This is a genomic window from Lysinibacillus irui, assembly GCF_028877475.1.
Taxonomy (GTDB): Bacteria; Bacillota; Bacilli; order Bacillales_A; family Planococcaceae; genus Lysinibacillus; species Lysinibacillus irui.
Genome location: NZ_CP113527.1, coordinates 932,653 through 958,963 on the forward strand (window position 1 = coordinate 932,653; position 26,311 = coordinate 958,963).

The 26,311-nt window shown below is 37.4% G+C and carries 24 protein-coding genes; 20 read left to right on the forward strand and 4 right to left on the reverse strand.

Annotated features, from left to right (window positions below; all coding sequences use genetic code 11):
• Window positions 1–168: 168 nt before the first annotated feature.
• The gene (locus tag OU989_RS04390; protein ID WP_274795905.1) at window positions 169–1,854 is read right to left on the reverse strand and encodes a methyl-accepting chemotaxis protein; all 1,686 of its coding nucleotides are present in this window, start codon (window positions 1,852–1,854) and stop codon (window positions 169–171) included.
• Between the two features lie 250 nt (window positions 1,855–2,104).
• Window positions 2,105–3,799: an Rqc2 family fibronectin-binding protein gene (locus tag OU989_RS04395; protein ID WP_274795906.1), complete on the reverse strand. Its 1,695-nt coding sequence runs from the start codon at window positions 3,797–3,799 to the stop codon at window positions 2,105–2,107.
• 260 nt (window positions 3,800–4,059) lie between these two features.
• Here OU989_RS04395 and OU989_RS04400 point away from each other — a divergent pair, with 260 nt between their 5' ends.
• The 15 genes from OU989_RS04400 to spoVM all read left to right on the forward strand — a co-directional run bounded on the left by OU989_RS04400 (window position 4,060) and on the right by spoVM (window position 18,475).
• Window positions 4,060–4,935, forward strand: coding sequence for a YicC/YloC family endoribonuclease (locus tag OU989_RS04400; protein WP_274795907.1), 876 nt, complete (start codon window positions 4,060–4,062; stop codon window positions 4,933–4,935).
• A gap of 43 nt (window positions 4,936–4,978) precedes the next feature.
• The gene (gene gmk, locus OU989_RS04405; RefSeq protein WP_274795908.1) at window positions 4,979–5,596 is read left to right on the forward strand and encodes a guanylate kinase; all 618 of its coding nucleotides are present in this window, start codon (window positions 4,979–4,981) and stop codon (window positions 5,594–5,596) included.
• Window positions 5,597–5,600: 4 nt separating this feature from the next.
• Window positions 5,601–5,828, forward strand: coding sequence for a DNA-directed RNA polymerase subunit omega (gene rpoZ, locus OU989_RS04410; RefSeq protein WP_274795909.1), 228 nt, complete (start codon window positions 5,601–5,603; stop codon window positions 5,826–5,828).
• 125 nt (window positions 5,829–5,953) lie between these two features.
• The gene (gene coaBC / locus OU989_RS04415) at window positions 5,954–6,958 is read left to right on the forward strand and encodes a bifunctional phosphopantothenoylcysteine decarboxylase/phosphopantothenate--cysteine ligase CoaBC (protein ID WP_274795911.1); all 1,005 of its coding nucleotides are present in this window, start codon (window positions 5,954–5,956) and stop codon (window positions 6,956–6,958) included.
• On the forward strand, window positions 6,955–9,366 hold the full coding sequence (priA, locus tag OU989_RS04420) for a primosomal protein N' (protein ID WP_274795912.1): 2,412 nt from the start codon (window positions 6,955–6,957) through the stop codon (window positions 9,364–9,366). Before coaBC ends, priA begins: the two co-directional genes overlap by 4 nt.
• A gap of 87 nt (window positions 9,367–9,453) precedes the next feature.
• The gene (gene def / locus OU989_RS04425; protein WP_274795913.1) at window positions 9,454–9,948 is read left to right on the forward strand and encodes a peptide deformylase; all 495 of its coding nucleotides are present in this window, start codon (window positions 9,454–9,456) and stop codon (window positions 9,946–9,948) included.
• Between the two features lies 1 nt (window position 9,949).
• Window positions 9,950–10,891, forward strand: a complete 942-nt coding sequence (gene fmt / locus OU989_RS04430) for a methionyl-tRNA formyltransferase (RefSeq protein WP_274795914.1) — start codon at window positions 9,950–9,952, stop codon at window positions 10,889–10,891.
• The gene (gene rsmB, locus OU989_RS04435) at window positions 10,888–12,249 is read left to right on the forward strand and encodes a 16S rRNA (cytosine(967)-C(5))-methyltransferase RsmB (protein ID WP_274795915.1); all 1,362 of its coding nucleotides are present in this window, start codon (window positions 10,888–10,890) and stop codon (window positions 12,247–12,249) included. Before fmt ends, rsmB begins: the two co-directional genes overlap by 4 nt.
• Window positions 12,249–13,391 carry a dual-specificity RNA methyltransferase RlmN gene (gene rlmN / locus OU989_RS04440; protein WP_274795916.1) on the forward strand — a complete coding sequence of 381 codons (1,143 nt, stop codon included), beginning with the start codon at window positions 12,249–12,251 and terminating at the stop codon, window positions 13,389–13,391. The genes rsmB and rlmN overlap by 1 nt, the downstream gene beginning before the upstream one ends.
• 6 nt (window positions 13,392–13,397) lie before the next feature.
• Entirely contained in the window at window positions 13,398–14,147 is a 750-nt protein-coding gene (locus OU989_RS04445; RefSeq protein WP_274797276.1) for a Stp1/IreP family PP2C-type Ser/Thr phosphatase, read from the forward strand.
• A 2-nt stretch (window positions 14,148–14,149) separates the two neighbouring features.
• On the forward strand, window positions 14,150–16,138 hold the full coding sequence (gene pknB, locus OU989_RS04450; protein ID WP_274795917.1) for a Stk1 family PASTA domain-containing Ser/Thr kinase: 1,989 nt from the start codon (window positions 14,150–14,152) through the stop codon (window positions 16,136–16,138).
• A gap of 11 nt (window positions 16,139–16,149) precedes the next feature.
• Window positions 16,150–17,034 (forward strand): ribosome small subunit-dependent GTPase A, encoded by an 885-nt coding sequence (rsgA, locus tag OU989_RS04455; protein ID WP_274795919.1) that lies wholly within the window; start codon window positions 16,150–16,152, stop codon window positions 17,032–17,034.
• Window positions 17,035–17,036: 2 nt separating this feature from the next.
• Window positions 17,037–17,705 carry a ribulose-phosphate 3-epimerase gene (rpe, locus tag OU989_RS04460; protein ID WP_274795920.1) on the forward strand — a complete coding sequence of 223 codons (669 nt, stop codon included), beginning with the start codon at window positions 17,037–17,039 and terminating at the stop codon, window positions 17,703–17,705.
• Complete coding sequence (locus OU989_RS04465) at window positions 17,702–18,355, forward strand: thiamine diphosphokinase (protein ID WP_274795921.1); 654 nt, start codon at window positions 17,702–17,704, stop codon at window positions 18,353–18,355. The genes rpe and OU989_RS04465 overlap by 4 nt, the downstream gene beginning before the upstream one ends.
• 18 nt (window positions 18,356–18,373) lie before the next feature.
• A complete protein-coding gene (spoVM, locus tag OU989_RS04470; RefSeq protein WP_099805045.1) occupies window positions 18,374–18,475 on the forward strand; it encodes a stage V sporulation protein SpoVM in 102 nt (33 codons plus the stop codon).
• A gap of 97 nt (window positions 18,476–18,572) precedes the next feature.
• Here the strand turns inward: spoVM and rpmB are convergent, their stop codons facing one another.
• The gene (gene rpmB, locus OU989_RS04475) at window positions 18,573–18,761 is read right to left on the reverse strand and encodes a 50S ribosomal protein L28 (RefSeq protein ID WP_274795922.1); all 189 of its coding nucleotides are present in this window, start codon (window positions 18,759–18,761) and stop codon (window positions 18,573–18,575) included.
• Between the two features lie 167 nt (window positions 18,762–18,928).
• Window positions 18,929–19,669: an IclR family transcriptional regulator gene (locus tag OU989_RS04480; RefSeq protein ID WP_274795923.1), complete on the reverse strand. Its 741-nt coding sequence runs from the start codon at window positions 19,667–19,669 to the stop codon at window positions 18,929–18,931.
• A gap of 272 nt (window positions 19,670–19,941) precedes the next feature.
• Here OU989_RS04480 and OU989_RS04485 point away from each other — a divergent pair, with 272 nt between their 5' ends.
• The 5 genes from OU989_RS04485 to OU989_RS04505 all read left to right on the forward strand — a co-directional run bounded on the left by OU989_RS04485 (window position 19,942) and on the right by OU989_RS04505 (window position 26,273).
• Entirely contained in the window at window positions 19,942–20,814 is an 873-nt protein-coding gene (locus tag OU989_RS04485; protein WP_274795924.1) for a dimethylarginine dimethylaminohydrolase family protein, read from the forward strand.
• 14 nt (window positions 20,815–20,828) lie between these two features.
• Window positions 20,829–21,590 carry a dimethylarginine dimethylaminohydrolase family protein gene (locus OU989_RS04490; protein ID WP_274795925.1) on the forward strand — a complete coding sequence of 254 codons (762 nt, stop codon included), beginning with the start codon at window positions 20,829–20,831 and terminating at the stop codon, window positions 21,588–21,590.
• A 111-nt stretch (window positions 21,591–21,701) separates the two neighbouring features.
• Entirely contained in the window at window positions 21,702–23,129 is a 1,428-nt protein-coding gene (locus OU989_RS04495; protein ID WP_274795926.1) for an amino acid permease, read from the forward strand.
• 38 nt (window positions 23,130–23,167) lie between these two features.
• A complete protein-coding gene (locus OU989_RS04500; RefSeq protein WP_274795927.1) occupies window positions 23,168–24,775 on the forward strand; it encodes a M20/M25/M40 family metallo-hydrolase in 1,608 nt (535 codons plus the stop codon).
• Window positions 24,776–25,067: 292 nt separating this feature from the next.
• The gene (locus tag OU989_RS04505; RefSeq protein ID WP_274795928.1) at window positions 25,068–26,273 is read left to right on the forward strand and encodes a diguanylate cyclase; all 1,206 of its coding nucleotides are present in this window, start codon (window positions 25,068–25,070) and stop codon (window positions 26,271–26,273) included.
• The last annotated feature ends 38 nt before the right edge of the window (window positions 26,274–26,311 follow it).

Here is a 26,311-nt window from a genome sequence, read left to right on the forward strand (position 1 = left end):
TACTGAAGAGGATTCAGCATGCAAATAATTACTAAAAATCTGACTTTTAATCTGCTGAAAACGTTATCAATAACCTTGAGAAATGATTTTCTTTCAAAAGCTAAGAGCTGTCATGTAAAAAAAGTACAAAAAAAGTGCATTCATATATATGAAATGCACTTTTTTTAGTTATAGTTTAAAATTATTGATTTGATTCTGTAAATCTAAGGACTTTTCGCTTAAATCAGAGGCCACCTGATTGACTTGCTGCATCGTTATGGATTGCTCCTTGCTTGCTGTAGCGATAATTTGTGTACTTTCTGAGCTAGTTGAAGCACCTTGGGCAATTTCTGCGACAGAGGCAGCTACCTGTTCTGCGCTGGCTGAAATTTCTTCTGAAGTAGCCGATATATCTTCTATTTGATTTGTCATATTATTTATTGCTTTTACGATAGCTTCAAATGCTTGTCCTGCATGTCCAATGATTTTCACACCCTCTGTGACAGAGTGCAAACCATCTAAAACAGCTTTTTCTACATTGCTTGTATCTTCTTGAATATCCTGGGTTAATGCAACAATTTGATTAGCTGATTGCTTAGATTCCTCAGCTAATTTGCGTACCTCGTCTGCAACAACGGCAAATCCTTTGCCATGCTCTCCAGCACGTGCAGCTTCTATTGCTGCATTGAGCGCTAATAAGTTTGTTTGATCTGTAATGGCTGTAATGACAGCAGTTATTTGACCTATTTCTTCCGATTGTTTGCTCAATTTTTGGACAAGAGTATTAATTACTTGCGTAGACTCATCAATTACATTCATTTGTTGTTGGGCCTCATCTACTGTAGTGTTACCGTTTGTTGCCAATTCAGATGCTGAAACAGCATTATGAAGCAGCTGTTGAGTTGCCTCTGCTATACGTTGGACACCTATAGCTGTTTCATCCATTGCATGTGCACTTTCGTTAGCGGCAACTGTAGCAGCTACAGCAGCATTCGCTGTTTCATTTATACGTATTGTGATCTCATCTGCTGAGGCAGTAACTTCTTCAGTTGATGCAGAAAGCTCTTCTACTGAAGCCGTTAAATGCTCTGCATTGTCTTGAATATGAGTTAAAAGATTTTTCAAGTTCCCCTTCATGGCATTAAATGCTGATGAAAGCTGGCCAATCTCATCCTTAGATTGGTAGGTAATGTCTTGATGATACAATTCACCACTAGCAACATGATTAGCTGCTTGAACAACAGCTTTTAAAGGACGAGAAATCGTTCGTTGTATATAGATCATGAGGAAAATGCCTAGAATAACACCGATAATAATAGCGATAACTGAAATAATTTGAGAATTGAATACTGCTTGCTTAGATTCTTTTGTGACGGCTTCCAGTTGATCTTTTTGGTAACTAACGATTTTATCGGAAACATCTTGTATTCCTTTGTTAGCTTGTTGCACATCACCATTCACTTTTTGCAAAGCGCCTTCAAGATTGCCTGCTTCAAAAAGTGCTAGTGCTTCTGTTGCTGACTCATTAAAACGATCATTATATGTATTTAAGTCTTTTGCATAAGCTTCCATTTCAGCTGAAGTAGATTTTCCGGTCATTTCCTCCACATGCTTGTCTAGCATATTTGCGTATTGTGTAAAGCTTTCTTTATTTGCAGGTTTGTCTTCGATGATAATGGCACGAATGAAGAGCCCTTGCATAGCCATTTCAAATTGAATATTATCTGCTAGTTCTACTAGGGCAACGTGACCTTCCAATGCATTTTCAATCTTCTTTTCTATGTTTGAAAATAACAGAAACATTATCACCAATGAAATAATTAGTGTCAAAATAATTGTAAAGAAACCAAAGCTTAATTTTTTTCCTACAGACATATAGATACGCCCTTTCCGAAATGCTATCCAAGTTTTTATACTTTAATTTAGCTTTTAAGAAAGATAGAAGTCAATAAGCATTGAAGGAAACAGTTCAGATTATTCATATGTTTATTTTTAGTCATTATAATAAGGAAGATTGTCTGTGGAAATTTATCAAAATCTGTTCCTGTTTCTCGTTTTATAGTACGGATTACGTGTGTGTATTATAAAAAAGAAACCGATACAAATTGTATCGGTTTCTATCTCTTTATGACTGTTTTTTTAATTGTAAAATGACAGCTTCGTCTGGGTCAATATACAGTGTTTTTTGTTCAAAGTAAATCACAAAACCAGGTTTGGCACCATTTGGTTTTTTAACTTGTCGGATTTCTGTGTAATCTACTGGCACTGAGGAGGATTCTCTAGCCTTAGAAAAATAGGCTGCTAGCGTAGCTGCTTCACGCAATGTTGTTTCATCAGGTTCACTGGAATGGATAACAACATGGGATCCAGGAATATCCTTTGTGTGTAGCCAAATATCTGTACGTTTTGCTATTTTAAATGTTAGCATGTCATTTTGTTTATTGTTTTTTCCAACAGAAATCGTTATACCTGTCGATGATACATAACGCTCTGGCTCAGGTTTCACTTGTTTTTTCTTTTTTTTCGCATGACGTAATTTTAAGTAACCTTGTTCTGCCAATTCTTCACGAATTTCCTCAATATCTCCAGGAGAAGCTTGCTGTACTTGCTGAGCAAGCATTTCAAAATAGGCAATTTCTTCTGTCGTTTTTTCAAGCTGCTCTTGAACCATAATCAAAGCATTTTTTGCCTTTGTATATTTCGTATAATAACTTTGAGCATTTTCAATAGGTGTTTTACGTTCACTTACTGGAATCGTAATCTCTTCGCCCGTTTCACTATAGTAATTTGTAACCGTAACTTCTTTAACACCTTTTTCAAAGGCATAAATATTGGCCATTAAAAGTTCACCATATAGTTGGAATTGATCAAGCTTTGATGCACGCTCATAGTCCTTTGTAAGCTTTTTCGTTTTTAAGGATAGTTTATCAATTTCATTTTGTAGCCAGCGCTCTAAGTCTCCTGCTTGTTGTTTGACACGATCTCGCTCAGCACGTGCAAAGAAAACGCGGTCAAGTAGTTCATGAACATTAGGATAAACGGTTACTTCACCTTGCAAATGAGTCAGATCAATAGGTGAGAAGTATGTTTTATTATTGTAGATGGCATACATTGGCTTCGTGCCACCATTCGCAAAGGAACCCATAAAATCTTTGAAGCATGTTAGTGTATCCGATGCTGTAGTCAAACGGAACAATAATTCTTCAGCGTGAAGAGGTGAAAAACCAGCGAACTGTGTTACAACCTCTTGCGTTGTCCTTGCTTCAGCAAAAAACGATGTTAGCTCATCATCTGTAACCGTTAGAGGATTCCATTTATTTTGTGTAGGCGGTGCAATATAAGGTTGACCAGGTAACACAGTACGGAAACTATTTACGGATGGAGGTAAATGTTTTAAACTATCAATAATTTTTCCTTGCTCTTGATCGATTAACAATAGATTACTATGTCTACCCATAATTTCAGCATGTATTTCCCTTACAATCGGGTCGCCAATTTCATTTTTGCTTTCAATTTCTACTATTATAATACGATCAAAATCACGCTGTTTAATGGAAGAAATAAAACCGCCCTCTAAATGTTTACGCAAAAGCATACAAAACATAGGGGGCTCTGCTGGGTTATCAATCGTATGCTCAGTTAAATGAACACGTGCATAAGAAGAATGGATTGAAAACAATAATTTATGATTCTTTCCATTTGCACGCACATGTAATACAACCTCTTGCGCATTAGGTTGATGTATTTTCGTAATTCGACCAGTGACAAGCTGTTGTAGGTCGGCGGTCATTGAATAAGTAAATAAACCATCAAATGCCATATGAATTCCTCTTTCCAATGATATCAAGCATCTTGGTACTTTCGTATTTTTTCATCATGCATTTGCTTTTGCAGTCTTTAAGCTCCTACAAATACACTGTTTGTATGTTTATCATAGCATTTTTTAGGTGAATATTAAAATATAGCTTCAATTGTGGTAGAATTAGCTTTTACTCTATCCAATTTTTTTTGGAGAGTCGTCATAATCGACAGAGCTTATGTTATAATAATCCCAGTATGCAAAGAAAGGTGTGACGAACCTTGGTGCGTAGTATGACTGGTTTTGGCAGAGGTGTCACAACAACTAGAGACTTTCAATTAACCGTGGAAATGCGCTCGGTCAACCATCGCTTTTTAGAAATCAATGCAAAATTTCCGAAAGAATGGCTTGAAGCAGAAATTTTTGCTAAAAAACTTATTTCTCAAGCTTTGTCACGCGGCAAAATTGATGTGATGGTATATGTGAAGGACTTAGATAACGTAGAGCAATCTATTGAGATTAATTGGTCATTAATTGAAGCGTATCGTAAGGCAAAGGAGCAATTAGCTAGTAAAGTACCACTTGAAGAAAAATGGACGATGCAAGAGCTTTTATCATTGGAACAGGCACTTGTACAACAAAAGCCACAACTTACACCTGAGGATTTACTTAGTGCTGTTGAACAAGCGATTTTACAAGCGATTGAACAGCTCGTACAAATGCGTGAGCGTGAAGGGCAAGAACTGCAAGAAGTTGTTGTACAATATAAAGAACAGTTAATGGAACAGGTGAATCAGATTCGTTTATGTTCTTCACTTGCTGTTGAAAAATATCGTACACGATTAGTAGAACGAATTTCTGAAATTGCAGATGGCACATTGTTAGAAGATCGTTTACTAGCAGAAGTAGCAATTTTTGCAGAACGTGTAGATATCTCCGAAGAATTAGACAGATTAGATAGTCACTTCAACCAGCTTGAAGAAACATTACTCGAAACGATTTCAGTGGGACGAAAATTAGACTTTTTAATGCAAGAAATACATCGTGAGATCAATACGATCGGTTCAAAGAATCAATCGACAGAAGCAGCTGTTGCTGTTGTTCAGGCGAAAACAATTTTAGAAAAGATGCGTGAGCAGGTTCAAAATATCGAATAACTTGCACGTGTCTGTTATAAATTAAGGGAGATATAGAGAATAAATGATAAAAGAACGTGGATTATTAATTGTTCTGTCTGGCCCATCTGGTGTAGGTAAAGGGACAGTGCGAAAAGAATTATTTTCTCAGCCGAATACGAATTATGAGTATTCCATCTCGATGACAACACGAAATCCTCGCGAAGGTGAAGTAGATGGTGTAGACTATTTTTTCAAGACGCGTGTAGAATTTGAAGCGCTAATTGAACAAGGTGGCTTATTAGAGCACGCTGAATTTGTCGGTAACTATTATGGTACACCACTAGCGTATGTGAATGAAACACTGGATGCAGGTCGTGATGTATTTTTAGAAATCGAAGTGCAGGGTGCAGCACAAATTCGTAAAAAAGCACCAGATGCCTTGTTTATTTTCTTAGCCCCTCCAAGTTTAACGGAATTAAAAGATCGTTTAGTTGGACGTGGGACAGAAACAGAGGATATCATTGCAAAACGCATTGCTACTGCAAGTGAAGAACTTGAAATGATGAGCTTGTATGACTATGTTGTGGAGAATGATGAAGTGACGAATGCCTGTGATCGTATTAATGCGATTATCAAAGCTGAGCATTGTCGTAGAGAACGTGTTGAAAAAAGATATTTGTCAATGTTGAGAGGAGAATAAACCAATGCTATACCCATCAGTAGATGCTTTAAAAAAAGAAATCGATTCAAAATATTCATTAGTGAGCCTTGCTTCTAAACGCGCTCGCCAAATGCAAGAAGAACAAGACACAGAACGCTTACACAAGTATGTTTCTCATAAATACGTGGGTAAAGCACTTGAAGAAGTAGCGGCAGGTGTACTTACGAAAGTATCACAGGATGAGTCTGCTGTGTACGAAGACGAAATCTAACATCCATGTAAAACACTATGTTTACGTGTATGCTAGTTTGCAGTAGATTTTGATTATACAGAATGCCGTGAGCTCCCAGGGAATCCTTCTTTGGGAGCTTATCATTTGAAAGGAAGACACCTAGCATGAATAAAAATATTTTACTATGTGTTTCAGGCGGGATCGCGGTTTATAAGGCTGTGGCGCTCGTTAGTAAGCTGTCACAGGCGGGGGCAAATGTAAAGGTCGTCATGACTGCTTCTGCTAGACAGTTTGTGAATCCGTTAAGTTTTCAAGTGATGTCCAAAAATGATGTTTATTTTGACACCTTTGATGAAAAAGATTCAAGGGTGATTGCGCATATTGATTTAGCGGATTGGGCTGATTTGATTTTAGTAGCACCAGCGACAGCAAATATAATTGGAAAATTAGCCAATGGTATCGCAGATGATATGATCACAACAACTCTTCTTGCTACTACTGCACCTGTCTGGATTGCGCCAGCAATGAATGTGCACATGTACGACCATCCAGCTGTAAAACGTAATTTGGATAGACTATCTGCTGATGGTTATCAATTTATTGAGCCTTCGGAGGGGTTTTTAGCATGTGGTTATGTCGGAAAAGGACGTCTAGAGGAACCAGAAAAAATTACTGCACTTGTGCAAGATTTCTTTTCAGGGAAAACTAAACCATTAGCAGGTCAAACAGTCCTAGTAATAGCAGGTGCCTTACAAGTGCCAGTGGATGAACAGCATATGATTAGCCCACAGGCAAACGGTCAAATCGGACATGCTTTAGCAGATGAGGCAAAAAGGCTAGGCGCCCATGTAATTGAAATAGAAAATAGCAATTTATATGATGTGATTCAACAACTGGAAGCCTATAAAATTCAATATCCACAAGCATTTTTTATTTATGCAGCGAATGTACCAACCATCGAGAAAACGCCTATAGTTTCTGTAGAAGGAATGAAAGCAGTCACTTTTGGACAGCAAGTTCAAGGCAAACCGATGTTTAACATACTTTCTGATAGCTGGATTGATTTTAGTGACCAAGCGCAGCTTAATGGCCAGTTCTTAGCTACTTCGAATCCTCAGTTTTTTGCACAGACACTTTGGTCTCATATTATAAAGGACGAGGCACAATGAGTATTTTAATCGCGGAGGTCATTGTAGATGTCTCTACCTATCATGTAGACCGTCCATTTGATTATCAAGTACCTCCAGAATGGGAAAGTGTCATTGAATTAGGATGCCGTGTTAAAGTGCCATTTGGTCCAAGGAATGTATTAGGATTTATCGTAGGTTTGAAACATGAAACCGATGTTCCATTGAATAAATTAAAGGGAATCACTCAAATTTTAGATATGGAGCCAGCGCTGACAGAAGAAATGCTTCAAATGGCGAAGTGGTTAAAAAATAACACCATTTGTTATGAAATTGATGCATTACAAGTGATGTTACCATCTGCACTGCGAGCTAAATATGAAAAAATAATTAAGTTACAAAAAAATCAAACTTTGCCAGAAGAAGTGCAGCCTATATTCGGTAAGCGCCAACAAGTTAATTTTAAAGAATTTGAGCGAGAAGGTTTACTTCCTCTATTGAAGCAACTGGTTGCAGAGAACATTGTTACAATCGAAAATGTTGTGAAGCAACAGGGGAATGTGAAAGAGATACGTATGGTTCAAATTACAGCAGACCAACAACTTGTTGAACGTGCTTTGGGACAATCCTCTAGAGCAGTTAAACAACGGTTATTACTGCAATGGATGTGTCAACACCTAGGCGAAATATTGTCGCCCCAGCAGATTTGTGACGAAGCAGGGGTTTCTTTATCAGTATTAGAGGCAGTAATTGATAAAGGAGCTGCTCAATTTATTCAAGAGGAAGTATTTCGTGATCCATTTACGAAAGAAGTTTCACGTACTCAAGCCTTACAATTAACAGATGAGCAGCAGGTTGCTCTACAAGCTATTAATACAGCTATGGAGCAGCAAACAGCTGAAACATTTTTATTACATGGTATAACAGGGAGCGGCAAAACAGAGGTTTATTTACAGGCTATACAGAAGGTATTAAATGATGGAAAAGAAGCTATTATGCTTGTACCTGAAATTTCTTTAACTCCACAAATGACTGAACGATTCCGTAGTCGCTTTGGTGAGATGGTTGCTGTTATGCATAGTGGGTTATCTGTTGGTGAGAAGTATGATGAATGGCGTAAAATTCAACAAGGCAAAGTGAAAGTTGTGGTTGGTGCTCGTTCAGCTATTTTTGCACCCTTTACCAATATAGGTCTTATTATTTTGGATGAGGAACATGAATCAACTTATAAGCAAGAAGATTCGCCTCGTTATCATGCAAGAGATGTAGCCATCTGGCGAAGCGAATTTTATAAATGTCCTATTATTTTAGGTAGTGCGACACCAGCGTTAGAGTCATTCGCCAGAGCTAAAAAGGGTGTTTATACGCTGCTTTCATTAAAACAACGAGCCTTACATCAAGCCCTGCCCACTGTTTATATTGCAGATATGCGTGAAGAGCTTCGACAAGGGAATCGTTCTATGTTTTCACAATCACTTATTGAAGCAATCCGCGTAAGACTTGAGAAAAAAGAGCAGATGGTGCTCTTTTTAAATCGTCGTGGCTATTCGTCATTTGTACTTTGTCGGGATTGTGGCACGGTTGTACAATGTCCAAATTGCGATATCTCTTTAACCTATCATCGGACAACTGAAAAATTAAAATGTCATTATTGTGGTTATGAGGAGCATGTTCCTCAAATATGTCCGCAATGTCAAAGTGATCATATTCGTTATTTTGGTACAGGTACACAAAAAGTAGAGGAAGAAATTTATAAGTTGTTCCCTGAAGCAAGAGTATTACGAATGGATGTTGATACAACAAAGCATAAAGGGGCACATGAAGAAATATTGGAGACATTTGGAGCAGGACAAGCAGATATTTTATTAGGTACTCAAATGATTGCAAAGGGCTTGGACTTTCCGAATATTACACTAGTAGGTGTACTTAGTGCCGATACATCTCTACATTTACCTGATTACCGGGCAGCAGAACGCACATTTCAGCTACTAACACAGGTAAGCGGTAGGGCTGGACGACATGATAAGCCAGGGGAGGTTATTATTCAGACGTATACACCTGAGCATTATGCCATTGAATTAGCTAAAACGCAGGATTATGAACCTTTTTATGAACGGGAGATGTTTTTAAGAAGACGTTCAAGCTATCCACCCTATTATTTTGTAGCTCTTATACAATTATCTCATGAAGATGTCATGATGGCCGCCGAATATGCAGGCCGAGTGGCAGATTGGCTACGTGAAAATTTATCGAATCAAGTAGCAATTATTGGACCAACAACGGCGAGTATTGCTCGCCTCCAAAATAGATATCGTTATCAATGTTTGATAAAATATAAAATTGAACCAAATCTAATTCCAGTGTTACAGCGCCTGCTTGCCATGTATCGAGCAGAATGGATTAAACAGGGAATATTAATGACGGTAGATTTAGATCCGTCTACTATATAGTGAAAACAGCGGCAATATCCGTTTACAAAAAATACCTTTCAAGGTTTTTGTAAAGGAAGGCTTTAAAGCAGAAATGAGGAAATAAAGATGGCTATTAAAAAAGTAATTGAAAACCCAGCAAAAGTACTATCAACACCATGTGCTGAAGTGACAGAAATTAATGATGAAATTATTACATTACTGGATGATTTATATGACACAATGGTGGAATATGATGGTGTAGGTATCGCAGCACCACAAATAAATGTTGGCTTGCGAGTTGCCATTGTGGAGCTAGGTGAGGAACGTGATATTTTAGAAATGATTAATCCAACTGTCATTGAAACAGATGGAGCAGAAGTAGATATCGAAGGTTGTTTGAGTTTTCCGGGATTATATGGTGAGGTTGAACGACCTACTTATGTAAAAATTGAAGCATGTGACCGTGAAGGGCGTGTTTATGAATTAGAGGCGGGAGACTTTGATGCCCGCGCGATCTTACATGAAATCGATCATTTAGACGGGGTACTTTTCGATTCAAAAATTAAACGTATTGTAACAGCAGAAGAACTTGAAGAAATGTACGCAGAAGAGGAGGAATAAAATGACGTCTATTATTTTTATGGGGACACCTGACTTCTCTGCGCCTATTTTGCGTATGCTACATGATGAAGGGTACGATATTAAAGCAGTTGTGACACAACCAGATCGTCCAGTTGGACGTAAGCGTATATTAACACCACCACCTGTGAAAGCTGCAGCTTTGGAGCTTGGCTTACCAGTTATTCAACCAGAAAAATTACGCGGCTCTGAGGAGTTACAGCAAATTCTTGCCTTACAGCCTGATTTAGTCATAACAGCAGCATTTGGACAAATACTACCAAAGGAATTATTAGATGCTCCAGCTCTTGGCTGTATTAATGTCCATGCTTCTCTACTACCAAAGTATCGTGGAGGTGCTCCTATTCACCAAGCCATTATAGATGGTGAAAAGGAGACAGGAGTCACAATCATGTATATGGCAGAAAAACTGGATGCTGGAGATATTATTTCCCAAAAAGCTATTCCGATTGAAGAAGATGATCATACCGGTAGACTTTTTGAAAAGTTAAGTATGGTTGGCCGTGAATTATTAAAGGATACACTTCCTTCTATTATTAATGGTACAAATAGTCGTACAGTTCAGGATGAAGCACAGGTTACTTTTGCAAGCAATATTTCCAGAGAGCAGGAGCGCATTGATTGGACAAAGGATGCTGCTACTTTATACAATCAAGTACGTGGTCTTCATCCATGGCCAGTAGCGTATACAACTTTTGAGGATGGTAACTTTAAAATTTGGTGGGCGACTATTGGTAATAGTAAGCATGAGGTGAACCCAGGTTCGGTAGTTGCGATTGCAAAAGATCATTTTGAAGTTGCAGCTGGCAATGGAACAACGTTAGCCTTATATGATATCCAACCTGCTGGTAAAAAGCGCATGACGGCAGAGGAATATTTACGTGGCACAGGTTCTAAATTACAGATTGGGGACCAATTTAAATGAGTAAAAAAAGTGTAGTTATTTGGGATGGAAATGTGCGAGATGCTGCATTATCTATTCTGTTAGCAGTTGATAAAAATCAAGCCTATAGCAATTTATTGCTAAATGAAACCATTAAAAGACATAAAATAGAAGCAAAAGATCGCGCATTATTAACTGAAATTACGTATGGAACATTACAGCATAAAATGACGCTCGATTTTTATTTAGAGCCTTTTATTCGCGGTTCAGTCGATCATTGGGTTCGTTGGTTATTAAGAATATCCTTATATCAAATTCATTATTTAACGCGCATACCACCGCATGCCGCTGTAAACGAGGCAGTAGAAATTGCCAAGCGTCGAGGACATCGTGGAATTGCTTCGATGGTCAATGGTATTTTAAGATCAATATTACGAAGTGGTGTTCCTTCTACAGATAGTATTGAGGATCCGATCGAGCGTCTTGCTATTGAAACTAGTCATCCAGAATGGTTAGTGCAACGATTTGTAGCAAACTACGGTCTAGAAGTAGCAACAGCCATGTTACAGGAAAATAATGTTCCACCTGTGCAAACAGTGCGTGTAAATACTACAAAAGCATCAGTTGAACAAGCTATTGAGGAACTAGAGAATGAAGGATTAACAGCACAGCAAAGTGATATAATGCCTGAATGTTTACATGTAACCAATGGACAACCAGCACGCACAAAAGCATTCAAAGAAGGTCTTATTACTATACAGGATGAAAGTTCAATGATCCCTGCTAAAGTGTTAAATCCATCTCCAGGTATGCGTGTCTTGGATATGTGTGCAGCTCCGGGTGGAAAGACAACACATTTAGCTGAAATAATGAACAATGAAGGCTCCATTTTAGCAACAGATCTTCATCCACATAAATTAGATTTAATTGACCATAATACAGAACGTCTTGGGCTGGATATTGTAGAAACAGCTCCAATAGATGGACGTAAAGCATCAGAATTTTTACAAGCAGCGTCTTTTGATGCCATTTTAGTTGATGCACCGTGTAGCGGACTAGGAGTTATGCGACGTAAGCCAGATATTAAATATACAAAACGAGAAGAAGATTTAGAAAATCTTCAAAAGATCCAATTGGCCTTACTTGATGCAGCAACAAAAGTATTGAAAATAGATGGGAAGCTTGTGTACAGTACTTGTACAGTAGATACTCAAGAAAATGAAGGCACAGTTAAAGCCTTTTTAACAGCACATCCAGAAATGGAAGCTATACAACTAGAATCTTTACCAACAAAATTAGCGGAAAAGCAAGCTAATGGCATGCTTCAAGTCTTTCCACAAGACTTTGGTAGTGACGGTTTCTTCGTTGCTGCCTTTCGTAAAAAAGGAGAATCCAACTAATGGTGGATCAAGAAAAATTTAATGAACGTATTAACGATTTAGTTGATGAAGCGGAAGACAAGCCCGTACGTCGAGTGAAAAAGGAAAAACCAAATTTAAAAGAGTCTATTTACTCTTTACAGCCACACCAGTTAGAAGAGTGGTTAAAGGAAAATGGCGAAAAGCCTTTCCGTGCTGCTCAAATTTTTGACTGGCTATATAATAAACGAGTGAAAACTTTTGAAGAGATGTCTAATCTTTCAAAGGGATTGCGTGAAAAGTTAACTGCCAATTTTGCTTTATCCACATTATCAACCATTATTAAGCAAGAGTCTAAAGATGGTACAATTAAATTTTTATTTCAATTGCAGGATGGCTATTCAATAGAAACGGTGTTAATGCGCCATGATTATGGAAACTCTGTTTGTGTAACAACACAGGTGGGTTGTCGAATTGGCTGTACGTTTTGTGCTTCTACTTTAGGCGGCTTGAAGCGCCATTTATTAGCAGGGGAAATCGTGGAGCAAGTTGTCAAAGTCCAGCAGACTTTAGACGAAGTAGGTGAGCGAGTATCACACATTGTTATTATGGGTATCGGCGAACCTTTCGATAACTATGATGCAATGATGAACTTCTTAAAAGTAATTAACCATGAAAAAGGATTAAATATTGGCGCACGTCATATAACCGTTTCAACTTCAGGTATAGTTCCTAAAATTTATCAATTTGCGGATGAACAATTACAAATTAATTTTGCCGTATCTCTACACGCACCAAACCAAGAAGCACGTCAAAAGTTAATGCCTATTGCACGTGCATATAAATTAGATGAATTAATGGAAGCAGTTCGTTATTATACTAAAAAAACAGGTCGACGTGTGAGCTTTGAATACGGATTGATGTCTGGTGAAAATGATTCAGTAGAAATTGCAGAAGAGTTATCTGCATTAATTAAAGGAATTAAATGTCACGTTAACTTAATTCCTGTTAACTACGTGCCAGAACGTGATTATGTACGTACGTCTCGTAGTCAAATTTTTGCTTTTGAAAAAACTTTAAAGAAAAATGGTATTAACGTAACAATCCGCCGAGAGCAAGGTTCAGATATAGCAGCTGCGTGTGGGCAATTACGTGCACAAGAGAGATCTGAAGAAACGAGGTGACCAGTGTTGGAATACACAGTCGAAAGTGATATTGGTTTAAAACGATCAATTAATGAAGACCGTGCTGCATTCTTTAAACGTCCTGACGGGCTTGCATTAGCACTTGTAGCGGACGGCATGGGTGGTCATAATGCTGGTGATGTGGCAAGTGATATGGCAATTAAACAGATGGAATCCTTTTTTTTACAGGCAGACGCGCATCATTTTGTATCAACAACATCAAAAAAAGAATGGTTATTACAAACAGTTAAGCAAATAAATAAAACAATATATGACTATTCTTTATCACATGAAGACTGTAAAGGAATGGGCACGACGTTTATTGCGGTGTTAATAGAAGAGCATCATTGCTTCATTGCACATGTTGGAGATAGTCGTGTGTATTATTTCTTTGAAGATGGTGCACAACAAATAACAAGAGATCATTCATATGTAAATGTACTGGTTGAAAATGGCGAAATAAGTGAAGAAGAGGCTTTGACACATCCGAAGAAAAATTTCATTTTAAAGGCTGTTGGAACAGAAGAAACAATAGAACCAGACTTTTATGAAGTTGATTTAGCATCAGAATCGTATTTACTCATTTGTTCAGATGGATTAAGTAATAAACTTACTGTATATGAAATGGCATCTATTATTACGTATCCAGATTCCATTGGGGAGAAAGGGCGTAAGCTTGTAGAATTAGCAAATGCCAGCGGGGGAGAAGATAATATCTCCCTCGTGCTACTAACAAAAAAGGATGAGGAGGTGTAAGAATGCTTGTAGGTAAAAGAATTAGTGACCGTTATAAAATTTTAGAACTCATTGGCGGCGGTGGTATGTCGAATGTTTATTTAGCACATGACATGATATTAAACCGTGATGTAGCCATTAAAATATTACGTTACGATTTTTCCAATGAGGATGAATTACATCGACGTTTTCAACGTGAGGCACTGTCTGCTACAAGTCTTACACATCCGAATATTGTTAATATTTATGATGTAGGTGATGATGGAGATCTACATTATATTGTGATGGAATATGTTCAAGGAAAAACGTTAAAGCAGTACATACAAGAATTTGCACCTATTTCACCTGCCAGAAGCGTGCACATTATGAAGCAATTAACATCTGCAATTGCCAATGCACATGAAAATCATATCATTCACCGTGATATTAAACCGCAAAATATTTTAATGGATGCAGAGGGCAATGTTAAAATAACTGATTTTGGTATCGCCATGACGTTAAGTGCTACATCGTTTACACAAACAAATTCAGTGTTGGGTACGGTGCATTATTTATCACCAGAGCAAGCCCGTGGTGGTACGGCAACAAACAAATCCGACATTTATGCACTCGGTATTGTTTTATATGAATTATTAACAGGTGAATTACCATTTTCTGGTGAATCAGCGGTTTCAATTGCACTCAAACATTTGCAGAAAGAAACGCCTTCTGTCCGTGCTTTCGATGCAACTATTCCACAAAGTTTGGAAAATGTGGTGCTTAAGGCTACTGCGAAAGAGGCTTCTCATCGTTATAATACAGTCGAAGAAATGTATGATGATTTGGAAACAGTATTATCACCAAATCGAATAAATGAGCCGAAATTTGTCGTGCCAGTTGATAATGATGTGACAAAAGCCATTCCAATTATTAAAGAGCAGGTTCTGAAAAAGGACGAAGATTTAACCAAAACAAGAGTTATTGAACCGATTGTGGAAGTTAAAGCTCCATCTCAACCAAAACCTAAAAAAAATAGTGAAAAACCAACTCCAGTGAAGGCAAAAAAGAAAAATTGGCCAAAGTATATTGCTGGATTACTTTTAGTAGCTATTGTCATCTTCTTATTCTTTTTATTTGCAACAGATGCATTTAGCCCGAAAAAAGTGGCAGTACCTGATGTAACAAATTTAACCGTAGAGGACGCTACAAAGAAATTAGAAGCTGAGGGATTTGTCGTTGGTGATGAGCCTCAGGAGCGGAATCACGAGGAAATTGAAAAGGGTAAGGTTATCGAAACAGATCCAGCTAAAAATTCAATGCGAGCAAAAGGCTCAGAGATTGACTTAATTGTTAGCTTAGGTGTAGAGATGACGACCGTTGATAATTATGTAGGACAAAATTATAGTCAAGTCGAAGCTTTAATAAAAGGAAAATATAAAGAGGTTATAAAAGAGGATGTTCCTTCTCGTGAACCTGAAGGCAGGATTATTGAGCAAAGTATTCCCGCGGATACAGAAGTGGTAGCAAAAGAGGAGACAATCACGTTTAAAGTAAGCCAAGGTGTTAGGATGGTAAGGGTTGAAAACGTTGTAAATTATACGAAAGCTGATATGGATGATTATGTGAATAGAGTGGGTCTTAACTGGCGTATATCTCGTGAAGAATATCATGAGTCGATCCCAGCTGGTAGTGTGATTTCACAATTAACAAATGCAGGTACTATGGTGGAGGAAGGTTCTGTTATATCGGTTGTAATGAGTAAAGGTCCAGCTAAAAAGCCAGAGAAAACATTAATTATCCCTGTAAATATTGAGTATAAACCTACAGAAGAGGGAATAGAGCAAAAAATTCGTATTGAAATTCAGGATAAAAATCATACATTTTCAGAACCAGTTAAAGAATTTTCGATTGTAGAGGATACGACTTACAATATACAGCTTGTTATTGAAGAGGGCAAAGATGCAAGTTATAGAATTATTCGTGACTCAGAAATAATTTTAGAAGACAAAGTTAATTATAAAGATGTCAATTAAGGAGGAATTGGATGGCGCAAGGCCAAATAAGAAAAGCATTAAGCGGTTATTACTATGTTTATGATGGTCAGCAACTTATACAATGTCGAGGGCGTGGGGTTTTTCGAAATCGTGGAGAATCTCCGCTTGTCGGCGATATGGTAGAATATACAATGGAAACAGAAGGTTCGGATGGCACGATTCAAAAGATATTAGCGCGTCAAAATGAATTGGTTCGTCCGCCAATTGCCAATATTGATCAAGGTATTTTAGTATTTTCCGTAAAAGAGCCAAATTTCAATACCATTTTACTAGATCGCTTTTTAGTGGTGTTAGAATCATTCCATGTACATCCTATTATTTGTTTAACAAAAATGGATTTACTAAATCCTGAAGAGCGTAAGGAATTACAGCAGTATATTGAAGATTATCAAAGCATGGGCTATACGGTTTTACAAACTTATAAAGATGAAGAAGAGTTAATTGGACGTTTACAGCCTATTTTAAAGGGTAAAACGACTGTATTAGCAGGCCAATCTGGCGTTGGTAAATCAACATTGCTTAATACATTAATTCCTGATCTCAATTTAAAAACAGGCATAATCTCGCAAAGTTTAGGACGAGGAAAACATACCACTCGTCATGTTGAGCTTATTGAGGTATGTGATGGTTTACTGGCAGATACTCCTGGATTTAGTTCTTTTGATTTTGATGAAATTGAAAAAGAAGAACTAGGTGCATGTTTTCCGGAAATGGCTAAAATTGCGGATGATTGTAAATTCAGAGGTTGTTTACACTTGAAAGAGCCAAAATGTGCAGTAAAGGCAGCAGTAGAAGCAGGGGATATTCGTGACTACCGCTACAAGCATTACGAACAGTTTATGCAAGAAATTATCGACCGAAAGCCGAGGTATTAATCATGATACAAATAGCACCATCAATTTTAGCAGCGAATTTTGCAAAATTAGGAGAAGAAGTGAAGGAAGTAGAGCAAGCGGGTGCAACACTCATTCATATTGACGTAATGGATGGTCACTTTGTGCCAAATATTTCATTTGGTTCTATCGTATTAGATGCAATCCGTCCTTTAACTGAACTACCTTTAGATGTGCATTTAATGATCGAAAATCCAGATCAATATATTGAACAGTTTGCTAAAGCTGGAGCAGACTATATTACAGTACATGTGGAGGCATGCCGTCATTTACATCGTACTATACAATTAATTCGTTCTTACGGCGTAAAGGCTGGTGTTGTATTAAATCCACATACACCAATAGAATCCATTCAACACATTTTGGAAGATATTGATATGGTATTATTGATGACTGTCAATCCAGGCTTTGGTGGACAAAAATTTATTCATTCTGTTGTGCCTAAAATTGAAGCATTATCGACAATGATTAAAGAGCGAGGTCTTGATATCGCCATTGAAATTGATGGAGGTATTACTGCTGAAACGATTGTTCCATGTGCACAGGCTGGAGCGACTATTTTTGTGGCAGGATCAGCAATTTATAGTAAAGAAGATCGAACAGCTGCACTTCAAGAGATTTTAGCGGCTGGTGAGGCTGCGATTAAAGGATGACGACAGTCGTTGTTTGTGCAGGTGGACCAAAACAAGAACTTTGTTCATTCTCTTCATTTCAACAACAACAGGATGTCGTGTTTATTGGAGCGGATCGTGGAGCTTTATATTTAATTGAGCATGGGATTACCCCTCATGCCATTGTTGGTGACTTTGATTCCTTAACCGACGAGGAGTATCAATTGGTAATGGCACAAACAGATGATCAGCAGCGTTTTCAGGAAGAAAAAAATGAAACAGATACGGATCTAGCTTTGCTGAAAGCCTATACGTATGCGCCTCAAGAAATTATTTTGACGGGTGTTACGGGTGGACGTTTAGATCATTATGAGGCAGCTGTTCGTTCCATTTATAGATTACAAAAAGAGCACCCTCATGTTGAGCTGAAGATTATCAATCATTCAAATATGTTGCAATTTTTACTACCAGGTAACCATACGATTTTTGCAGATAGTCGATACCGATACTTGTCCTTTTTTGCTCATGAAGAGCCTATTCAGGATGTGACATTGCGACAAGTAAAATATGAAACAACGAATGAGGAAATTTCTTTAGGAACAACTCGATTCACAAGTAATGAAATAATAGGAACTTCAGGGTCTATATCTTTCTCACGAGGCATATGTTTAATGATAAGAAGCATAGATTAGCGTAAGGGGGAGAGAGTCCTGAAAGTATATACGTTCCAGCTGCCGAAATTTGTGAGTAGTATCACGCGTACTTGTATTAACCTATTTAAAAAAGATAAGAAAGTAAAAAAATCCGACTGATGTTAGTCGGATTTTTTACTTTACTTCTATTTATATACTAATGAAAGAAAAAAATCGATTTACGCTCAATGCGAAATCGATTTTTTAGAAGCTGCGATTAAACGCGCTCAATTTTACCTGATTTTAATGCACGAGCAGAAACCCATACACGTTTTGGTTTACCGTCAACTAAGATACGAACTTTTTGAAGGTTAGCACCCCAAGTACGTTTGTTAGCGTTCATAGCGTGGGAACGGTTGTTACCAGTACGAGTTTTACGTCCAGTGATTACACATTGTTTTGGCATGTTGTATTCCCTCCTTACTGTTGATGCTGAAAGATTATTATTTCAGTTCGGTATTTCACATACCATAATAATTTAACATACGATGGCGTTCAGTGCAACAGTTTTCACATAACCTTTCAAGAAAAAAACCTTTACAGGCAAAAAAACGTAAAAAAAGTGGTCCTCTATCATTTCCCTCGATAACCAAGTTTCATTGACACACGTTTGCCAGTATCAACCAAACGCTCAATTAATGTATTAATATGGTCTTGAGAGACATTAAAATTCACAAAGCCGATGCTTACTGCCCCAATCACTTCCCCAAAACCATCTATAACAGAAACTGCAATGGAGGACGTACCTGCAGATCGTTCCCCATGACTAATCGCATATCCTTGTTGCCGAATTTGGCGAAGCTGTTCCTCTATTTCAGCTATTTCATCTTGCATTACAAGCTGCTCTAAAATTTCTTTGGATTGTGTGTCGGGCAGAGAGGCAAGAATGGCTTTATTTGCCGCACCGATATGCATAGGTATCCGTATACCTAGCTGGTCATAAATTCGAATAGGATTTGCTGCACTGTCTATTCTTTCAATAATAATCGTATCTAAACCGGCAGGCTTACTTAAATAGACGCTTTCTTCAACCTCTCTTGCCAAGCGCTCTAACTCAGGTCTAATTTTACTAATATAGTCCATTGTGTCATACACTTGTAGTCCAAGCTCCATCCATATTGTCCCAAGACGATAGTGCTTCGATTGTTCATCTTGCTCAATCATACCTTGTTTAATCATGGCCTTTAAAATTCTATGTAAAGTACTTAAGGGTAAATCGCATTTTGTAGAAAGCTCTGAAATGGACAAGCTACTGTCATTTGCTTCAGAAGCTAAAACCTTCGCAATCGTCATAGCTCGCTCTAATAATTGCATTTGTCCCACCTCCCTTCATCCTATTTTATTTTTATTCTTCATCTACGTCTAGTTCCAAAATTTCTAAGTGGTTAAAGTTCAGGTCAGGTTCAAATTGATATCTTTCATGATCAGTATAGGTTTTTCTACGAGAATGTAACTACATAACAATAAAAGAAAAATAAAAAGTTTTCTAAATATATTGACAGTATAGCATAAAACGAATATATTCTTCATATAAACTTTCCTCTTAACGGAAACGTTTTCCACTACACGGAAATGAGGTGAAAGGAATGCATTATTGTTCATCAATGTATGCACCTTTGAAACGCGTTATAGTAAAACATCCTAAAGACGCTTTCCGAAGCCAAGCACATCTTGCGGATGAATGGAAAACATTTAACTACTTATCAGAGCCTAACTATGAGGAAGCTCTAAGTGAATATGCTGAATTTGTTGGAATTCTTGAAAAGTATGTTGATACGATTGATTATTTGCCGGAAGCAGATGAAGTAGGATTGGATTCCCTTTATGCGCATGACCCGGTCAAATTCACGCCTAGCGGGGCCATTATACTAAAATCAGGTAAAACATTAAGACAGCCAGAAGCAGCGGTGTATAAAAATTTTTTACAAGATAGAGGTATCCCGATCATTGGAAAACTCTCTGGGGAGGCTGTTTCTGACGGAGGAGATATTGTTTGGCTTGATGATCGAACGCTTGTGGTAGGTAGAGGGTATAGAACAAATGATGAAGCCATTCGTCAGCTAAAAGAAATGACAGCTGACATTGTAGATGAGTTTATTGTGGTACAGCTACCACATGATTTAGGTGAAGCTGAATGTCTACACTTAATGTCTTTCATTAGTATGGTAGATCATGATCTAGCAGTAGTGCATTCACGTTTAATGCCAGTCTTTTTCCGTCAGCTGCTAATTGAACGTGGTATTCAATTAATAGAAGTACCGAAAGAAGAGTATGACGCACTGGGCTGTAATGTCTTAGCACTTGCACCTAGAGTTTGTGTTATTCCAGAAGGAAATCCGGCAACAAAGCAACAGCTAATTGATGCCGGTGCGACAGTTTATGAATATAAAGGCAATGAAATTACAGTTAAAGGAACAGGTGGACCAACATGTCTAACTTGTCCAGTTATAAGAGGATAAAGGAGAAGAAGAATATGTTTAAAAATGTTATTGTTAAAAATCCAGGAAATAGCTTTATCAACGGTTTAACGACTAGTGATTTAGGAAAACCCATTTTAGAAAAATTGTTTGAGCAGCATGAAAAATATGTAGAAGCTTTAAAAAAATGTGGTGTTGAGGTAACACAATTACCAGCAAATGAAGCTTTTCCAGATTCTACATTTGTAGAAGATACTGCTGTTTTAACACCTGAATTTGCTATTATTTCAAACCCAGGAGCAGAGGCTCGAAACCGGGAAATTGAAGAAATTGAGCCTGCTGTTAAGCAATTCTATGAAAAAATTTACTATATTAAAGGCTCTGGAACACTCGATGGTGGAGATGTATTGCAAGCAGAGAAGAAGTTTTATGTAGGAATCTCCGACCGCACAAATGAAGAAGGTGCACAGCAATTTAAAGAAATAGTTGAGCAAGAGGGTTACGAAGCAACTATCATCCCATTAAAGGAATTCTTCCATTTAAAAACAGGTATTGCCTATGTAGGGGAAAATCGTATGGTGGTAGCTGGAGAATTTGTGGATCATCCTGCATTTGAATCTTACGAAAAAGTTGTCATTCCTAAAGAAGATGAATATTCAGCAAACTGTATTCAAGTAAATGATTATATCATTATCCCAGCTGGTTACCCGGAAACAAATCGAAAATTACTAGACCTAGGTTATCAAACAATTGAACTTGAGATGTCTGAATTCAGAAAACATGATGGTGGCTTGAGCTGTTTATCATTACGTTTTTAAGTAATTATCATATGGCCCAATCAATTTAAAAGGGATAAATTGATTGGGTACTTTCATTCTTTAAATATCAGAATATTTAATATTTTTACATTATATGGGAAGTAGGGATGGATGTTGAATAAAGGGGATCAGCTTCATACTAATCAATTAAATCGTTCGATGAAAAGTCGTCACTTGTTGATGCTTTCACTTGGGGGAGTTATTGGAACGGGTTTATTTTTAAATGTTGGCTATACCATTAATCAAGCTGGGCCGGGTGGCGCTTTAATCGGCTATTTGTTTGGTGGTTTAATTTTGTTTATGGTTATGAATTGTCTTGGGGAATTAGCTGTTTATATGCCTGTTACGGGCTCTTTCCAAACTTATGCAACACGCTTTATTAGTCCCTCAGCAGGTTTTTCATTAGGTTGGATGTATTTTGTCGGTTCTGCTGCCACAGCGGGCGTTGAATTTACAGCAGCAGGCATTTTAATGCAGCATTGGTTTCCGACAGTGCCAATTTGGATATGGTGTGCTGTATTTATGGTTCTTTTATTTGTCTTAAATGCCTTAACAACAAAGGGCTTTGCTGAAGCGGAATTTTGGTTTGCCAGTATAAAAGTAATTGCAGTCATTGCCTTTATTATTATAGGAGGAGCGGCAATATTTGGTGTAATTCCTCTGGCAGATCGTCCAACTCCACATTTGACAAATTTAGCACCGTCTGGTTTATTCCCAGCAGGTATTTCCATTATTTTTGTCACAATGATGAATGTTATTTTCTCTTATCAGGGATCAGAGCTTGTTGGAATTGCGGCAGGTGAAACGGAAAGTCCTGAAAAAAATATCCCAAGAGCAATTCGTACAATCCTGTTTAGAATTATTGTCTTTTATATTGCCTCTATTATTGTATTATCAGCGATATTCCCAGCATCTGAGCTTGGTCTAATGGAAAGTCCATTTGTAACGTTGATGAATTTAGCTGGTGTTCCTTATGCAGCAGGTATTATGAATTTCGTTATATTAACGGCGATTTTATCTGTCGGGAATTCATGTCTGTATGCCTCTACACGTTTATTATTCTCGATGTCACAAGAGGGGATGGCGCCTAAATTATTTGGCAGACTTACTAAAAATAAAGTGCCTTTAAATGCCCTTATTTTTACTATGGTTTTCTCTCTATTATCGTTATTAACAAGTGTAATGGAAGCCGACGCAGTATTTGTTTTACTCATGTCCGTGGCAGGGATATCGGTTACAATTTCTTGGATGGGAATATGTGCTTCACAATTAATGTTCCGTCATCGTTATATAAAGTCTGGTGGAAAGTTGGATGATTTAAAATTTAAAACGCCACTATATCCGTTAATTCCCGTATTTTGCATTGTCTTTTGTTTTTTAATTTTAGTATTTTTAGCGTTTGATCCTACCCAAAGAATTGGTTTGTTGTATGGGATTGGCTTCTTTATTGCCTGTATGATTTTTTATCAATTGAAACTAAAAAAAGCAAAGACTGCAACGACAGAGAGCAAAACGGAAGAGTCAGTAGAAATTCGTTAAAGTATAAATGAACGAATTTGATTTAAAGGAGAAATTTTATGAATACTTTTATGTGGAATACACCTGAAAAACTACGTGCCCTACTTTGTGAAATTGTTGGCTGGGAAAGTCGAACACTAACAAAGGGCGAAAATGAATTTGCCTATAAATTAAAAGATAAATTGTTAACGCTTCCATATTATAAAAATCATCCTGAGTATATTGAATTACATGATGCCGGTTTAGGAAGAAATGCTGTAACAGCCTTATATAAACATCCAACGGCAACAGAAACTGTGGTGTTAATCAGTCACTTTGATACCGTGCATACGGAGGAATATGGAGAGCTAGAGCCATTAGCTTTTTATCCAGAGGAATTAACTAAAAAGTTAATGGAACCGAAATATAAAAAAGATTTGCCAGAGGCGGCTCGAATTGATTTGGAGTCAGGTAATTATTTATTTGGTCGCGGCACAATGGATATGAAAATGGGTCTCGCGTTACACATGCAGTTGATTGAAAAAGCTAGCTTTGAACAATGGCCGATCAATCTACTATTGACAGCTGTGCCGGATGAGGAAGTGAACTCTGCTGGAATGCGAGCAGCGGTAGTTGAGCTTGTGAGACTACGAGAACAACATGGTTTAACGTATAAATTATTTTTAAATAGTGAACCGTCCTTCTCACAAGGACCATCTGATACGAATGAATATATTTATTCAGGGACCATAGGTAAGATCATGCCCGCTGCTCTGTTTTATGGGAAGGAAACCCATGTTGGTGAGCCATTAAAAGGCATGACTGCTAACTTTATTGCTTCCTATATGACACAGCATATGGAGTGGAATCCACTTTTCCGTGAAAGTGATTTAGGTGAAAGTACACCACTACCCGTCTCGTTACAATTAAAAGATTTAAAAATGGAATATTCTACACAAACGCCCTACCGTGCGGCAGCCCTTTACAATGTCTTTTTGCTAAAACGTACAGCTGCAGAAGTGATGGCTATTTTTGAACAGGTTGCACTAGAAGCTATGGCTGCTTGTAATGACCACTATGAGCAAATTTGTACACGAGAAAATGTACAGGGCGTAGGCAAGGTAAAGGTTTTACGTTACGAAGCTCTATTGGAACATGCCATCGAAAAATTAGGTGCTGAAGAAGTACAAGCAATTAAACAGCAAGTTCTACAGCATAGTGAATGGGATGATCGTGAAAAATCCATTCGCATCGTAGACCAGCTCATGATTCGTTGTCAGGAATTAGCACCAGCGACGGTTCTGTTATATGCACCACCATACTACCCTGCCATTAATTCATCCAATCATCCACTAGTAAAACAGTCGATTGAATTGATGAAAAAGACAGCCCAAACATTTGGTGTTGAAGTAGAACAAATTCATTATTTTAACGGGATTTGTGATTTAAGCTATGTAAACTATTCAGATGCATCCAATGAGTGGCTAACCTTTGAAAGAAATACACCTGTCTGGGGCGAAACGTATAGCATTCCATTTAAAGAAATGACAGCCCTCCAAGGCCCTGTCTTAAATGTCGGTCCATTTGGCAAAGATGCACACCAAAAAACAGAACGATTACATGTAGATAGTGCTTTTAAAGAAATGCCCGTTATGATCGACACACTTATAAAAAGCCTTTTTAGATAGATAAATTTTTTCACATGAATATGAATACAATGGTAAAAGTTGATGCTGTAACAGTATCAACTTTTTTATTGTATAAAAGCTTCTGTAATTGAATGATGCGTATTAATCTCGCATTTACTAAGGTTCATTCCTTTTGATTAGCTCGTAGCCTCACAACAATATTAGTGTTTAGGGGTGCAAGTAAAGTACTATTCTTTAAATAAACAAAATAATTTCATTTTACTTGTATTTTTCATTATTTAGACGATACATATAGGAAAATATAAATATCTGGACACTAGGAGCGAGCATTATGGGAAATCAAGAAAAGATAGCTTTTTCTATTCGCAAAGAAATGGTTCAGTCAAATTTAAAAGGGATGAGGGCAGTAGCGTGGATTCTTATGTATGTATCATTCATTATCACCCTTATTCATTACGGAGAAATCTTTTTTGATAAAACTGAAAGAGCTATGGTCCCTATTTATATTGCCATTCATACCCTCATGTTTTATATAGATGTAGCAGTATTGCTGTTTGTCAGGGAGAAACGAATGACTATAAATTCTTTCAACATTCAAAAGTATGAACATCTAGTTGTTGTTTATATTTACACGATTATCCTATTGATTACTGTTATTTCAGTGATGGATGTTTACTTTTTCCATCACGCAGCTTTATATGAGGTGATTTTAATCATCGTTTGTACTGTTTTTGCATTACCTTTACGAAAAATTATCTGGATTATCTTGCTGACAGCACCAGCAATTATAGCCAGTACGTATATGAGCGTTGGGGTATCCAGTGAAAATATTAAAATCATATTACCTATGTCACTTTTAATACCTGTTGGTATCATGATTCAATATCAGACTTATAAGGTTCGAAAGCAATTTAATACACAGCATATTTTATTGGATGAAGAAATGACTAAAACAAAACAATTATCAGAGTTGCTAGCTGCCAAAAATAATGAGTTAAAGGAGCAAGCCTTAAGAGATACCTTAACGAATCTACCAAATCGACGTGCATTTAATATTAAATTGACTAAAATAGGCCATCAGCTGCATAAAACTCAATCCTTAACAGTTATGATGATAGATATTGATTGCTTTAAAAAATTTAACGATTATTATGGGCATTTGAAGGGTGACGAAGCCATCGCCAAAGTAGCATCTATTTTAGAAGAAGTTGCAGAGAAGTATAATGCCTTTGTTGCGCGCTGGGGAGGCGAAGAGTTTGTCATGATTAGTCAGCATACGGAAAAGTTTGCTGAGCCTTTATGTGAAGAAATTTTAGAGGAAGTACGTTACTTAAAAATTCCCCACGAACAATCGGATGTTGATGAATATGTAACGGTTAGTATCGGGATGTGTCATGCTAAAATTACAACAAATGAGCATCTACAGACATGTTGTGAATTAGCTGACCAAGCTTTATATAGAGCGAAGAAAAACGGAAGAAATAACTTTTATCGGAAAAAGGCAATTTTTGATGAAAAAGCAAATGCGTCTATTTGAAGTAAGAAAACGTTGCTACCAAGCCATTCAATACCCCC